The organism is Kocuria palustris (genome assembly GCF_007666205.1).
In the GTDB taxonomy this organism is placed as follows: domain Bacteria; phylum Actinomycetota; class Actinomycetes; order Actinomycetales; family Micrococcaceae; genus Kocuria; species Kocuria palustris_A.
In genome coordinates this window covers 14043-27138 of sequence record NZ_VDOR01000009.1, presented here as the reverse complement: position 1 = coordinate 27138, position 13096 = coordinate 14043, and the positions used below count along the sequence as shown (strand labels likewise).

At 72.4% G+C, this 13096-nt stretch carries 13 protein-coding genes and 1 tRNA gene; 2 read left to right on the top strand and 12 right to left on the bottom strand.

Features of this window, described 5'->3' with window-relative positions:
- Nucleotides 1-156 precede the first annotated feature (156 nt).
- The 6 genes from FSY66_RS09215 to rpsB all read right to left on the bottom strand — a co-directional run bounded on the left by FSY66_RS09215 (nucleotide 157) and on the right by rpsB (nucleotide 5371).
- Nucleotides 157-786 (bottom strand): DivIVA domain-containing protein, encoded by a 630-nt coding sequence (locus tag FSY66_RS09215; RefSeq protein WP_144794054.1) that lies wholly within the window; start codon nucleotides 784-786, stop codon nucleotides 157-159.
- 5 nt (nucleotides 787-791) lie between these two features.
- Nucleotides 792-1667, bottom strand: coding sequence for a phosphatidate cytidylyltransferase (locus FSY66_RS09210; protein ID WP_144794050.1), 876 nt, complete (start codon nucleotides 1665-1667; stop codon nucleotides 792-794).
- Entirely contained in the window at nucleotides 1667-2224 is a 558-nt protein-coding gene (gene frr / locus FSY66_RS09205; protein ID WP_144794046.1) for a ribosome recycling factor, read from the bottom strand. Before frr ends, FSY66_RS09210 begins: the two co-directional genes overlap by 1 nt.
- Before the next feature lie 121 nt (nucleotides 2225-2345).
- On the bottom strand, nucleotides 2346-3140 hold the full coding sequence (pyrH, locus tag FSY66_RS09200) for a UMP kinase (RefSeq protein ID WP_260853613.1): 795 nt from the start codon (nucleotides 3138-3140) through the stop codon (nucleotides 2346-2348).
- Nucleotides 3141-3428: 288 nt separating this feature from the next.
- Nucleotides 3429-4265, bottom strand: coding sequence for a translation elongation factor Ts (gene tsf, locus FSY66_RS09195; protein WP_144794042.1), 837 nt, complete (start codon nucleotides 4263-4265; stop codon nucleotides 3429-3431).
- Nucleotides 4266-4450: 185 nt separating this feature from the next.
- The gene (gene rpsB, locus FSY66_RS09190; RefSeq protein WP_144794039.1) at nucleotides 4451-5371 is read right to left on the bottom strand and encodes a 30S ribosomal protein S2; all 921 of its coding nucleotides are present in this window, start codon (nucleotides 5369-5371) and stop codon (nucleotides 4451-4453) included.
- Nucleotides 5372-5823: 452 nt separating this feature from the next.
- Between rpsB and FSY66_RS09185 the strand changes: the two genes are divergently transcribed.
- The gene (locus tag FSY66_RS09185) at nucleotides 5824-6546 is read left to right on the top strand and encodes a M23 family metallopeptidase (RefSeq protein ID WP_313955546.1); all 723 of its coding nucleotides are present in this window, start codon (nucleotides 5824-5826) and stop codon (nucleotides 6544-6546) included.
- 114 nt (nucleotides 6547-6660) lie between these two features.
- Here the strand turns inward: FSY66_RS09185 and FSY66_RS09180 are convergent.
- From FSY66_RS09180 to FSY66_RS09165, 4 genes are all read right to left on the bottom strand, one after another.
- A tRNA-Ile gene (locus tag FSY66_RS09180) sits at nucleotides 6661-6734 on the bottom strand.
- 43 nt (nucleotides 6735-6777) lie between these two features.
- Nucleotides 6778-8031: a glycosyltransferase gene (locus tag FSY66_RS09175; protein WP_144794258.1), complete on the bottom strand. Its 1254-nt coding sequence runs from the start codon at nucleotides 8029-8031 to the stop codon at nucleotides 6778-6780.
- A 62-nt stretch (nucleotides 8032-8093) separates the two neighbouring features.
- Complete coding sequence (locus FSY66_RS09170) at nucleotides 8094-9071, bottom strand: DMT family transporter (RefSeq protein WP_144794036.1); 978 nt, start codon at nucleotides 9069-9071, stop codon at nucleotides 8094-8096.
- 286 nt (nucleotides 9072-9357) lie between these two features.
- The gene (locus FSY66_RS09165; protein WP_144794033.1) at nucleotides 9358-10146 is read right to left on the bottom strand and encodes a phage holin family protein; all 789 of its coding nucleotides are present in this window, start codon (nucleotides 10144-10146) and stop codon (nucleotides 9358-9360) included.
- 464 nt (nucleotides 10147-10610) lie between these two features.
- On the opposite strand from FSY66_RS09165, the gene FSY66_RS13125 reads away from it, so the two are divergent.
- Nucleotides 10611-12161 carry a transglycosylase family protein gene (locus FSY66_RS13125; protein ID WP_396350894.1) on the top strand — a complete coding sequence of 517 codons (1551 nt, stop codon included), beginning with the start codon at nucleotides 10611-10613 and terminating at the stop codon, nucleotides 12159-12161.
- 111 nt (nucleotides 12162-12272) lie between these two features.
- Here FSY66_RS13125 and FSY66_RS09140 read toward each other — a convergent pair whose 3' ends face one another.
- Together FSY66_RS09140 and FSY66_RS09135 are read right to left on the bottom strand one after the other, a co-directional pair.
- Nucleotides 12273-12593, bottom strand: a complete 321-nt coding sequence (locus FSY66_RS09140; protein ID WP_144794251.1) for a DMT family transporter — start codon at nucleotides 12591-12593, stop codon at nucleotides 12273-12275.
- Nucleotides 12593-12970, bottom strand: coding sequence for a DMT family transporter (locus FSY66_RS09135; RefSeq protein WP_144794030.1), 378 nt, complete (start codon nucleotides 12968-12970; stop codon nucleotides 12593-12595). Before FSY66_RS09135 ends, FSY66_RS09140 begins: the two co-directional genes overlap by 1 nt.
- Nucleotides 12971-13096 lie beyond the last annotated feature (126 nt).

Below are 13096 nucleotides of genomic sequence, written 5' to 3'. Positions count from 1 at the left end.
GATGCGGGGCTGGTCGGTCACGGGAGTCCTCTCGGAGGGCTGGCATGTGAGATGTCTCACTCATAGGAGTGATCCACACCATATCCAGGTTTCCCCAAGGTTCACCACTTCGCCGTGCAACCGGTCGTCGTGTCGGGACGGCGGGTCGGGCTGGGCTCAGTCGAGGCAGTGCAGCAGGTCCACGACGGCGTCCAGGAAGGCGTCGACCTGGTGCTCCTCGTAGACCGCCTCGCCCCAGGCCGGCGCGAAGACCGCGGCGCGGACCTCCGCGGCTCGGGGCGCATCGTGGCCGAGCAGCTGCCCGTGGAGGCGGTCGCACAGCTCGTCGACCTCCTCGGCGCTGTAGCCGCGGGCGGCGGCCGAGGACGGCGCGCGGAAGCGGTGCCCGGCGGGGCGGACCAGACGGCCCAGGACGACCTCCAGCTGCTCGTCGACGCGATCGTGCCAGGCCTGCTCGCCGTGGTCGCGGATGAAGCCGCGGGTGCGGGCCTGCGCGGCCTCGTCCTCGAGCCGGTCGATCGCCGCATCGACGTCGGCCGGGGCGTAGCCCCCGCGCTGCCGGCGGAAGACGGCCCGGCGCAGCTGCCGGGGATCGGGCAGGTCGTCCTGCTCGGCGCCCTCGCCGGCGGCGCGGGCGTCGGCTCCGAGGTGCTGCCCGAGCAGGGCGTCGACCTCGGAGGTGCTGTAGCCCCACTCGCGGGGGGCCACGCGCCCGAGACCCAGCTCGGCGCCGGGGGTCGAGGCGCCCTGCGGACCGGGGCGGGGGGCGGGGGTGGTGCGGGGCATGGCGATCAGGCTCCTGCGCCGATCCGGGCGGCCGCCTCGAGGAGGCCGAAGACGACGTAGCCGACGGGGATCGCGAAGAGGATGGAGTCGATCCGGTCCATGACCCCGCCGTGGCCGGGCAGGAGGTTTCCCATGTCCTTGACGCCGAGCTCGCGCTTGACCATGGACTCGGCGAAGTCCCCCAGGGCGGAGACGATCACCAGGAACACCGCCAGGACCGTGCTGTGCCACCACGGCGAGTCCAGCAGCGCCGCACCGAGCGCGGAGCCCAGCAGCATCGACCCGATCATGGAGCCGGCGAAGCCCTCCCAGGTCTTCTTGGGGCTGATCCGGGGCGCCATGGGGTGCTTGCCCCACAGCACGCCGGTGATGTAGCCGAAGGTGTCGTTGCCGACGGCCATGAGGATCACCAGCAGCACCTTCGCTGGGCCCTGGGGCGTGTGGAAGAGCAGCACCGCGAGCGACATGAGCAGACCCGCCCACGTGACCGCGAACAGCGCGGACATGACGGACAGGACCATGCCCTCGGGGCGGCCGAAGACGCGGCACAGGATCACGACCGTGCACACCAGGACCAGCGAGATGATCAGGGCCTCGGACCCGCCGACGAACGTGGCCAGGGGCAGCAGGCCCGCGCCGACGGCGGCGGGCAGGCGCGGCACCTCGATGCCGCCGTGGGCCAGGGATCCGCAGATCTCCCAGACGCCGAGCCCCGCCGCCGCGGCCGCCAGCAGCGCCACGAGCGGAGGGGCTGCGAACAGCCCGACGAGGAGCACGAGGATGAGCCCCGCGCCCACCCCGATGGCGGCCGGGAGGTCCCGGCCCGCTCGGGAGCTCTTCTGGGCGGGAGCCGGCGACGGCTCATCGACGACGGTGGGCATCAGACCTGCAGCAGCTCTGCTTCCTTGTTCTTCGCGGCGGCGTCGACCTGGTCGGTGGCCTTCTTGGTCTGCGCGTCGAGGTCCTTCTCGGCGCGCTTGCCCTCGTCCTCGCCGATCTCGCCGTCCTTGACGAGCTTCTCGATCGCCTCCTTGGCCGTGCGGCGGATGCTGCGGATCGAGATGCGGCCGTCCTCGGCCTTCGAGTGCACGATCTTGACGTAGTCCCTGCGGCGCTCCTCGGTCAGCTCCGGCATGACGACGCGGATCACATTGCCGTCGTTGGCCGGGTTGGCCCCGACGTCGGAGTTGCGCAGGGCCTTCTCGATGTCGCCGAGGGCCGAGCGGTCGTAGGGCGTGATGAGCAGCATGCGGGCCTCGGGGTTCTGGAACGAGGCGAGCTGGTTCAGCGGCGTCGGGGTGCCGTAGTACTCGACCAGCAGGTTCGAGAACAGCGACGGGTTGGCGCGGCCGGTGCGGATGGAGGCGAACTCGTCGATGGCGTGCGCCACGGCCTTCTCCATGCCGGTCTTGGCTTCGGTCTGGATCTCGTCGATCACTTCAAGCTCCTTGCGGGGTCTGCGGGATCGGCGCAGGATCGGGCCGATCGGTGGGAAGCGCGGGTCGGGCAGCTGGCGTCCAGTCTAGCGACGGCTGCCGGCGCCCTCGTCCCGCGCGGGATCAGACGGTGATGACCGTGCCCATGTCCTCGCCCAGGATGGCGCGGGTGACGCTGCCGTCGCCCTGCATCCCGAACACGCGCATGGACACGTTGTTGTCGCGGCACAGGGCGAAGGCGGTCTGGTCCATCACGCGGATGTCGCGGGTGATGGCCTCGTCGTAGGTCAGCGACTCGAGGCGCACCGCCTCCGGATCGACGTTCGGATCGGCCGTGTAGACCCCGTCGACGCCGTTCTTGCCCATGAGGACCTCGTCGGCCTCGATCTCGAGCGCGCGCTGGGCCGCCACGGTGTCCGTCGAGAAGTACGGCAGCCCGGCGCCGGCGCCGAAGATCACGACGCGGTCCTTCTCCATGTGCCGGATCGCGCGCCGCGGGATGTAGGCCTCGGCGACCTGCTCCATGGAGATCGCCGACTGGACCCGGGTGTCGACTCCGCACTGCTCCAGGAAGTCCTGCAGCGCCAGGCAGTTCATCACGGTTCCGAGCATGCCCATGTAGTCGGCCCGGGAGCGGTCCATCCCGGCCTGGGAGAGCTCCGCGCCGCGGAAGAAGTTGCCGCCGCCGACGACGATCGAGGTCTCGACCTGCCCGACCGTCGCCGCGATCTGCTCGGCGATGTTCCGGACCACGCCGGTATCGACCCCCACCCGTCCCCCGCCGAAGACCTCGCCGGAGAGCTTCAGCAGGATGCGGCGGCGATCGCTGCGCTCGCCCGGTCCCTGCTCCGATCGCTCGGCGCCGCGGCCTGCGCGCAGAGCGCCGTCGCGGATCTCGGAGGGGCTGGTGGTCGGCATGGTGCCTCCTGGCGGGTTCTGCGCGTGCACCGCGGCGACGGGGCAGGCCACGGGTCCCCGCGCCGGATCCCGGCACAGGGCACGGACCAGCATAGCGGTCCGCGCCCCGGCCTCCGGGTGCCGCCGAGCCCCTGCCGCGCCCGCCGCGGGGATCCTCCGGTCGACGCGCGGTGCGCGGTCCGTCGAGCCGCCGGCGTGCGGACAGCACAGCGCCCCGCCGGCTCCTCGAGGGAGGCGACGGGGCGCTGGGCCGCTGGGCCGCTGGGCCGCTGGGAGCGTCAGCCGTGATCAGGCGCCGACGCGGAAGCGCACGAAGGCCTTCGGCGAGGCGCCGGCGGACTCCAGGACCGCGCCCACGGACTGCTTGGCGTCCTTGGCGAAGTCCTGGTCGACCAGGACGTTCTCCTTGTAGAAGCCGTTGAGGCGGCCCTCGACGATCTTCGGCAGGATCTTCTCCGGCTTGCCCTCGGCCTTGGCGGTCTCCTCGGCGACGCGGCGCTCGTTGTCGGCCGTCTCCGAGGGGACGTCCTCGCGGGTGAGGAAGCTCGGCGACATCGCGGCGATGTGCACGGCGACGTCGTGAGCGGCCGTCTCGACCTCGGCGCCCTGGCCCTCGACGGCCAGCAGCACGCCGACCTGGGCCGGGAGGTCCTTGGAGGTGCGGTGCAGGTACAGCTCGACGATCGGGGCCTCGACGCGGGCGATGCGGCGCACGACGACCTTCTCGCCGAGCAGCGCGCCGGTCTCGGTCACGAGGTCGGTCACCTTCTGGCCGTCGACCTCGGCGGCCAGCAGCGTGTCCAGATCCGCGGCGTCCGCGGCCACGGCGGCGTCCATGACCTTCTCGCCGAAGGCCACGAAGGGCTCGGCCTTGGCCACGAAGTCGGTCTCGGAGTTGACCTCGACGAGGTAGCCCTTGGAGCCCTCGACGCGGCCGACGACGATGCCCTCGGCGGTCGCGCGGCCCTCGCGCTTGGAGACGCCCTTGAGGCCCTTCACGCGGATGATCTCCTGGGCCTTCTGCTGATCGCCGTCGGCCTCGTCGAGGGCCTTCTTGACGTCGAGCATGCCGGCGCCGGTGCGCTCGCGCAGTTCCTTGATGTCCTTGGCGGTGTAGTTCGCCATGTGAGCTCCTTGATCGATCATCGCCCGGGGCGGTCCGCTCGGGTCCGAGCGGCGGCCCGCCGGGCGTGCTCCGTCCCCGATCATGCGGGAGCGGAGCGAATGTCAGGTGAACGGCAGGTGGGCGCGCGGCCCGCCCGCCGGCCCTCCCCCGGCGCCCGCCGGGCGGGCCGGGAGAGGGATTCGGATCAGTTCTGGGCCGAGTCGGAGGCCGGGGCCTCCGAGGTCTGCGCCGCGGCGGTCTGGGCCTCGGCCGTCTGGGCCTCGGCCGGCTCGCCGGCCGCAGCCGCGACCTTGGCGGCCTCGGCGGCCGACTCGGAGGACTTCTCGGCCTCGGCGGCGGCGTTGTGCTGCTCGAGCAGCTCGCGCTCCCACTCGGCCATGGGCTCCTCGGGAGCCTCCGAGCCGCCCTTGGCGCCGCCGCGGGCCAGCAGGCCCTCGGCGACGGCGTCGGCGACGACGCGGGTGAGCAGGTTCACGGAGCGGATCGCGTCGTCGTTGCCCGGGATCGGGAACGTGACCTCATCGGGATCGCAGTTGGTGTCCAGGATCGCGACGACCGGGATGCCGAGCTTCTGCGCCTCGTCGATCGCGAGGTGCTCCTTCTTGGTGTCCACGACCCAGACCATCGACGGGGTCTTGGACAGGTTCCGGATGCCGCCCAGGGTGCGCTCGAGCTTGTCCTGCTCGCGGCGCATGAGCAGCAGCTCCTTCTTGGTGTACTGCGAGCCGGCGACGTCGTCGAAGTCGATCTGCTCGAGCTCCTTCATGCGGTCGATCCGCTTGGAGACCGTGGCGAAGTTGGTGAGCATGCCGCCGAGCCAGCGGTGGTTCACGTAGGGCATGTTCACCCGGGTCGCCTGCTCGGCGATGGTCTCCTGCGCCTGCTTCTTGGTGCCGACGAAGAGGATCGTGCCGCCGTGGGCCACGGTGGACTTGACGGCCTCGTAGGCGCGGTCGATGTAGGCCAGCGAGCCCTGGAGGTCGATGATGTAGATGCCGTTGCGCTCGGTGAGGATGAAGCGCTTCATCTTCGGGTTCCACCGGCGGGTCTGGTGGCCGAAGTGGACGCCGTTGTCGAGCAGCTGGCGCATGGTGACGACAGACATGTCGTGCTCCTTCGTTCTGCGCTCGCGCACCCCTGGTCCGGGCATGCGGAGCGCGGTCTGCGGTTCGTCGACGGATCCCCCGGGTCGGCGGATCGTCCCTGGCACACCGCGTGGGTCGAGCATCGGCCGAGCCGATGCGAGCCTCCGCCCGCCGCCTGCGGCCGTGCTGCCGGAGGACCGTGGCGGGCGAGTCGGGCCTGCGGGTGCGATCCCGGGTCCCGACGACGATGTGCGCGAAGTCAGTGCCGCGCGCCGCGCCCGGCCCCTGCGGGCAGGCGAACGGCGCAGCTGCAGACACTGCGGAGTCGAGGATACTACAGATCGAGGCCGCGAACGCCGAGGCCGCGGGGATCCGGCTCCACAGCCGCACCGGGATCTCCTCGACATGCTCGGCCCTCCCCCGGTGCCCGCTCGGACCGGACGCGCGGCCCCGCTCGGCTCAGTCTCGGACCATGAGCACCGACCCCGAGACCCCCGCGGACCGCGCTGCGACCTCCCATGCACCCGCCGCCGGCCGTGCGCCATCGGCAGACCCGTCCGCCGCTCCGGGCGCGGCCGCCATGCGGCGCCCCCGCCTGGTGCGCGCTCTCGCTCTCACCGGTCTCGCGGTGACGGCCCTGTTCGCGCCGGGCCCTGCCGGGACATCGCCCTCGCCGGCGGCGCCGGCTGCGGCCGTCGAGCTGACCACCGCCCTGCCGCTGCCCGCCGCCGGCTCCCTGCCCGCGGATGCGCAGGCGCTGCTGGCGGCGGAGCACGGGACGTGGCGCTGGCCGGTCGCGCCGGCTCCTCGGGTGGTCGAGGACTTCGACCCTCCCGCCGAGCGCTGGCAGTCGGGGCACCGCGGCGTCGATCTCACGGTGGGCCTGTCGGGCGAGGTCCGGGCTCCCGAGGACGGCCGGGTCAGCCATGTCGGCACCGTCGTGGACCGGGCCACGATCACGATCGACCACGGAGACGGGCTGCGCTCGAGCTTCGAGCCGGTCGCCTCCGACCTGAAGAAGGGCGACCGCGTGCGCAAGGGCCAGGTCATCGGGGTGGTCTCGGAGGGCACCCACTGCCTGGCCGCGGTGCGGGCCTGCGTGCACTGGGGCGTGCGCCTGGGCGACGACTACGTCCACCCGCTGCCGTTCGTCGGCGCCCAGCGCCCCTCCGTGCTGCTGCCCGTCCCCGAGTGACGACCTCGTTCGCCCCGCCCGCGCGGGGCGCAGCCGCCGGATGCGCCCCGGGGAACGACGAGCGCCCCGGACCGGAGGGCGCGGGGCGCTGCGGATGCCCTGGGACATCCGCGGTAGGGCGGGTGGGGCTTGAACCCACGACCCAAGGATTATGAGTCCTCTGCTCTGACCGGCTGAGCTACCGCCCCGGGCCGTCGCGGCCCGGACCGGGCCCGACGACGGATCAGCAGTCTACTCGAGCGGGGTCTGCGGCCGCCGCGGCCACTCGGCCAGCAGCTGCCGGGGGTCCGCTCCGAGGTACATCTGCTCGAACGCGTCGATCGTGGCCGCGAAGCTGTGGCGCTCGACCATCCGCCGGCTGGCCGCTCCCATCGCCCGCCGCTGCTGCTCCGGCAGCTCGAGCATGCGCAGCAGCAGCCGCCCCAGCTCCGCGTGGTCCCCCGGGGGGAACAGCCACCCGTTGACGCCCTCCTCGACCAGGTGGGGAAGCGCGCGGGCATCGGCCAGCAGGACGGGCGTGGAGGCGGACATCGCCTCGAGCGTCACGAGCGACTGCAGCTCGGCCGTGCCCGGCTGGCAGAACACGTCCGCCCGCAGGTAGGCCACGCGCAGCTGCTCGTCGGTGATGTAGCCGCGGAACTCCACGCGCTCGCCGATCCCCAGCTCCTGGGACAGATCGTGCAGCCGGTCGAACTCGCCGCCCTGCCCGACGACCTCGACGCCGACGTCGCTGCGATCCGCGATGCTCGCGACCGCACGGAGGAGGACGTCGATGTGCTTCTCCGGATCCAGCCGCCCGGTGAACAGGACCGTGGGCCGCTGCCTGCGGGGCAGCTCCTCCCCCGGCCGCGGCTCGTACTGCGCGGCGTCGATGCCGTTGGACAGCGGGTGCATCGGGAAGTCGAAGCCGTGCTCTCGCATGGACTCGACGGCCAGCGGCGTGGGTGCCGTGACGACGTCGCAGCGGCGGAACACGGCGGCCATGTCCCGCCATGAGATCCGGCGGTAGAGGCGGCGGATCGGGTTCGGCAGCGGCAGGTACTGCTCGATGTTCTCCGGGATGAAGTGGTTCGTCCCGATCAGCCGGATGCCCCGCGACTGCGCTTCCTTGGCGAAGTACCGCCCGAGGATGTAGTGGCACTCGATGTGCACGACATCCGGCTGCAGCTCGTCCATCAGGCGCGCGACCTCGCCGCGGATCTCCCACGGGAAGCAGAAGTTGAAGGTGTCGTAGGTGAAGGCGGTGTGCGAGCGGAAGCGGTGCTCGGTGACCAGCCCGTCCATGCGCCGGACGGTGGGGCCCCGCCCGGGACGAGGGGCGGCGATGTGCACGTCGTGGCCGCGCCGAGCCACGGCCTGGGCGAGGCGGTGCGAGAACTGCGAGGACCCGTTGACGTCCGGGGGGTAGGTCTCGGCGACCACCAGGATCCGCAGCCGATCGCGGTCCCGGACGGGCCTGTCCTCGGGCGCGGGCTCGGGGAGCAGGTAGTCGTCGCGGAGGACCCCGCGGGGGTCGTCGGGGTCCTGGGGTTCGCGCTGGGAGGGGGTCACTGCGTCTCGGTCCTCCGTCGGGTGGGATCGGGTCGGGTCGGATCGGGGCGGGTCGCATCGGGGCAGGTCGGGTCGGCCCGGTGCTGATCCGGCGCCTCGGCGACGGGCTGCCGGGCCAGGACCTCGGGGTGGTGCCGCGCCATCACGCGGACCCCGCTGACCGAGACGGCCGCGCACAGGATCAGCAGCAGCGCCGGCCCGAGGCCGAAGTCCGGTCCGGCCTCCCCCAGCACGGACAGGCCGATGATCACGCCGATCATCGGGTCGACGACGGTCAGCCCGGCCATCACGAGCTCCGGGGGTCCGGAGGCATAGGCCGACTGCACCAGCCACCCGCCCACTGCCGCCGCCAGGAGGAGCCCGATGACGTTGAGGATGCCGATGCCGTGCCACCAGGCTCCCTCGATCATCTGGACCTGCGCGGTGATGATCTTCATCTCGAGCGCCACGAAGCCGTACAGCGCACCGGCCGAGACGAGCAGGAGCAGCTCCCGCGCGTGGCCCCGCAGGGTCGCCAGGCCCAGCACGACGGCCGTCAGGACCGCGACGAGGATCATCGTCACGACCGTGGCCGAGCGCTCGGTGATCCGCAGCGCGGGATCTGTGTAGCGCACCGCGGTGAGCACGAACATCGCCGCGCCGCCCGCGCACAGCAGCAGCGCCCGCCAGGTCTGCGCGTTGATCCGCAGGCCGACGTGCCGGCAGTGCAGCACGGTGATGATCGCCAGGGCCAGCACGCCGACCGGCTGGATGACGCTGACCGGGGCCAGGCTCAGCGCCGTGACGTTCAGCGCCGTGCCGACCCCCAGCAGGGCCAGGCCGCCGGCCCAGCGGGGCGAGCGCAGCAGCCGCAGCATGGCCGCGGCCGTGAGCCGCCCGTCCGTCCCGGCGACGACCGCGATGGACTGCAGGTGCGTTCCCACGGCCATGAAGATCGCCGAGAGGACGGCGAGGCCCAGGGCGCACCAGACCATGCGGGACCTCCGTCCTTCGTCTCCACGGATGCATGCAGCAGCCGGGTCCGCCCGGCCGGCACCGCCCCTCCATGACGGCCAGGGCGGCTCGGTCTCGTCAGTGTAGGAGGGCGACGAGCCGCGTCCGGCATCCGCACCGGGCACTCACGGACGCATGAGAAGCCTCACAGGGGATGCACGGGTTCCTGCGGCGGCCGACGACCTCCCCGGGCATGGAAGAGGCCCGGCCCCCTCTCGGGAGCCGGGCCTCGGCGGGGCCGTCCGCAGCGGGACGACGCGGCCGATGTCAGCGGCGGATGAGCTTGGCCAGGAAGACCAGGAACGCGGTGCCGGCGGCGGCGGCGACGCTCAGCGGCGCGACGCGGTGGACGATGGTCTCGTCGGTCGCGGCCTTCTTGAGGTCGACGCTCGAGGCGCTGGCCTTGGTGCGGCCCACGAAGCCCTGCGTGGAGGACTGCACCTTGTTCTTGCGGACCTCGACGTCGTCGCGCAGCTCCTTGAGCCGGTCGCGACGGACCTTGAGGCGCTGACGCAGCTGGGCCTCGGTGGGGGCCGGGGGCGCGGTGGCGGCCTCGTCGGCCTTCTTGCGCTTCTCCTCGGCCTTGCGCTCCTTGGCCTCCGCCTCCTCGCGGCGGACGCGGGCCTCGGTGTAGGCCGAGCCCTCCTTGACGACGCCGAGGTCGTACTTGAGGCCGCGCACGGACTGGATCGGGGTGAGCGGCATGGCCTTCTTGATCTGCAGGAAGCCGATCAGAGCCAGGATCGCCAGCACCAGCAGGAAGAACGCGGACACGATCAGCGCCGAGAGCCACAGCGGCATGACGGTGCCGAGGCCGGCGATGGCCGCGCACACCAGGGCGATGACGAGCAGCAGGAGGAACACCAGCGCCGCCGCCAGCAGGGCCGCGCCCTTGCCGACGCTGATGCCCTTGTCCTTGAGCTCGAGCTTGAGAAGTGCCAGCTCGTCCTGGAGCTGACGTGGGAGAAGCTTTCCGAAGACCTTGACGACATCCTGGATGGGTGCCGAACCGGTCTCGGCCGAACGGCCCTGATCAGAGCCCGCCGCGTGGGACATTCCCGCCTCCGTGGGGGTTTCGAAGTTTCTGGGCAGTGACCATGCGGACACCGCAGTGCACGGGTCAAAGTATCACTGCTGACCGACTCGCCCGGCGCGCCGCGCGGCGGGATCCGGCGCGCCGCCCGTTCCGGACGGAACCCCACACATGTGGGTACATGTATTTTGATATAAGCTGGTGACCAGTCGATACATCGCCCGAGCCCCGTGGAGATCACTCCGAGTTCATGTGACGGCCACCGCGGAGCCTTGCCGCCCCCTGACCGGGGCCCTAGAGTCGACTGACGTTACGCAACCGTGATCATGAGGCCGATCAGCGGACGCTGTGACGTGCGGCTTCATCGCTCGGCCCCGGCTGGGAGGTGGGCTGCGGCAGCCGCTTCCCCAGGTCCTGCCGGACCGCGTCATCGCGGGCCTCGCCCGACATCGCTCCTCGTCCCCGTCCAGGAAGTCACAGCATCGCCATGAGATCCCCCCGTGTCCTCAGCGTCGCCGCCACCGTCGCCGTCAGCGGCGGCACCGTCGTCACCCTGGGCGCCGTGCCCGCGCAGGCCGCTCCGGAATCCGACTGGGACGCGCTGGCCATGTGCGAGTCGAGCGGCAACTGGGCCATCGACACGGGCAACGGGTTCTCCGGCGGCCTGCAGTTCACTCCCTCCACCTGGGCGGCCTTCGGCGGCGAGGGTGCGGCGCACGAGGCCACCCGCGAGCAGCAGATCGCGGTGGCCGAGAACGTGCTCGCCGAGCAGGGCTGGGGCGCCTGGCCCGCCTGCTCCGCGCGCCTCGGGCTCTCCAGCGCCGCCGAGCCCGCCCCGAACCCGATGGCCGCCGGCCCGTCCGCCGGCGCATCGTCGGCCGCAGATCCCGCGGCCGCGGGCCCGTCGCCGGCAGCCGGCTCGACCTCTGCCCCGGTGAGCACGCAGTCCATCGGCCCCCGTCCGACCGGGCCCGTCGACTTCCGGGATGTCACCGCGTCCTACTGGGCTGCCGCCGACGTCGACTGGGCCTCGTCCAGCGGCGTCATCACGGGCCACGACGACGGCACCTACCGCCCCGAGGCCGACGTGACCCGCGCCGACTTCCTGACCATGCTCCATCGCCTCGCCGGTCAGCCCGAGGCCGATCTCGGCGTCCTCGACGAGTACTCGGACGGCGCAGGCCACCACCAGGAGCGCGCCCTGGCATGGGCCGTCGAGGAGGGCCTGATCGACGGCTGGTCCGACGGCACCCTGCGCCCGGACGAGGCCCTGGACTCGACCGCGCTGGCCGTGATCCTGCATCGCTCCGCGGGGGAGCCGGCGCACACCGCGCCGAGCGTCAGCCCGTTCCGCGACGTGGCCTCCTCCGAGGCCGGCTACGACGAGATCGACTGGCTGCACCGGGAGGACGTGCTGCCCGACGTCGATGGCTGGCTCGGCGTCGGCGACGGCATCACCCGCGCCGAGGCGGTCTCCGTCCTCAATGCCGCGGTCGGCGCCGACGTGGTCGCCGACGACACCGACAGGACCCCCTGGGGGACGCAGGCCTCCACGACGGCCGGCCCCGGCGCCTCCGTCGGCTCGGCTCCGGGGTCCGCCTCCGGCTACAGCACCTCGCCGCAGGCCCAGCAGCAGGCCGCGAGCTCGGCCGACACGATGGGCATCGACGTCCAGTCCGTGGCCGACGGCGCCGCGACGGCCGACGGCAAGGCCATCGTGGAGACCTCCATGCGCGGCCTCGGCGGCAACTACGTCTGGGGCGGCACCGACTTCAAGAACTGGGACTGCTCCGGCTTCACGCAGTGGGTCTACGCCCAGAACGGCATCTCGATCCCCCGCGTGACCTGGCAGCAGTTCGGCGCCGCGCAGAAGACGTCGACCCCGCAGGTCGGCGATCTCGTGTCCCAGAACAACGGCTCGCACGTCGGCATCTACCTGGGCGACGGCCTGATGATCTCGGCGCTGAACCCGGACCAGGGCACGCTCGTGCACCCGGTCGACGCCATGAAGGTCGACGGCTTCTACACCTATCTCTGAGCCGATCGGCGCCCGAGCCCTCGGACTCACCACGGCAGGGGCCGGATCCGCACCGCGGATCCGGCCCCTGCCGTGTCGGCGCTCCCCCGCGGCGGCGCCGGCCGCCCGGGATCAGTGGGCGGCCCCGAGCTCGATGAGCAGCACGCCGCCCATCACGAGCGCGATGCCCCCCGACATCAGCGGCGTGAGGGGATCGCCGAAGACGACCCTGCCGATCACGGCGGTCGCGACCACGCCCAGGGCGGACCAGATGCCGTAGGCGACGCCGAGACCCATGCCCTCCGCCAGGGTGAGCGCCAGCAGGCCGAACGAGACCAGGTAGCCGACGGCGACGCCCAGCAGCCACAGCCGGCTGCGATCCAGGGACATCCGCAGCGCGGTGGTCGCGGCGACCTCGGTCACGATGGCGCCGGCGAGATACAGCCACGCGATCATGCCGTCACCTCCCCTCCGGGCCGACGACCCGCCTCATCCGGCCGACCCCTCCGGGCCGTGTGCGAGCCCAGCTCGATGCACAGCACGCCGCCGATCACGAGCAGCATGCCGAGCAGCATCATCGGGGTCAGCTGCTCGCCGAACACGGCCGCGGACATCAGCGCCGTCAGGGCCACGCCCAGCGCGCCCCACACCCCGTAGGCCACGCCCAGGGGCATCCCCCGCCGCATGGCCTCGCGCAGCAGGGTGAACGCGGCCACGTAGGCCACCGCCACCAGGGCGAACCACCGGGGGTCCTCGATCGCCGCTCGCAGGGACAGCGACCCGGCCACCTCGCAGCACACGGCCGCCACCAGCACGATCCAACGGGTCATGCGCACCTTCCTCCTCGTCGCGGGCGCCGGCCCGTCGGCATCGCATCCGACGCGGCGCTGCGCGCACCAGCAGACGCAGCGTCCTGCGTCGGAGCGGATATTCCTGCCCGGAAGGCCCTGCGGACA

What these genes read in the sequence shown, in the direction of transcription:
- tsf (WP_144794042.1), bottom strand. Translation starts at nt 4,265, where the DNA reads ATGGCGAACTACACCGCCAAGGACATCAAGGAACTGCGCGAGCGCACC.
- rpsB (WP_144794039.1), bottom strand. Translation starts at nt 5,371, where the DNA reads ATGTCTGTCGTCACCATGCGCCAGCTGCTCGACAACGGCGTCCACTTC.
- FSY66_RS09135 (WP_144794030.1), bottom strand. Translation starts at nt 12,970, where the DNA reads ATGACCCGTTGGATCGTGCTGGTGGCGGCCGTGTGCTGCGAGGTGGCC.
- FSY66_RS09165 (WP_144794033.1), bottom strand. Translation starts at nt 10,146, where the DNA reads ATGTCCCACGCGGCGGGCTCTGATCAGGGCCGTTCGGCCGAGACCGGT.
- FSY66_RS09185 (WP_313955546.1), top strand. Translation starts at nt 5,824, where the DNA reads ATGAGCACCGACCCCGAGACCCCCGCGGACCGCGCTGCGACCTCCCAT.
- FSY66_RS09170 (WP_144794036.1), bottom strand. Translation starts at nt 9,071, where the DNA reads ATGGTCTGGTGCGCCCTGGGCCTCGCCGTCCTCTCGGCGATCTTCATG.
- FSY66_RS13125 (WP_396350894.1), top strand. Translation starts at nt 10,611, where the DNA reads ATGAGATCCCCCCGTGTCCTCAGCGTCGCCGCCACCGTCGCCGTCAGC.
- FSY66_RS09215 (WP_144794054.1), bottom strand. Translation starts at nt 786, where the DNA reads ATGCCCCGCACCACCCCCGCCCCCCGCCCCGGTCCGCAGGGCGCCTCG.
- FSY66_RS09210 (WP_144794050.1), bottom strand. Translation starts at nt 1,667, where the DNA reads ATGCCCACCGTCGTCGATGAGCCGTCGCCGGCTCCCGCCCAGAAGAGC.
- pyrH (WP_260853613.1), bottom strand. Translation starts at nt 3,140, where the DNA reads ATGCCGACCACCAGCCCCTCCGAGATCCGCGACGGCGCTCTGCGCGCA.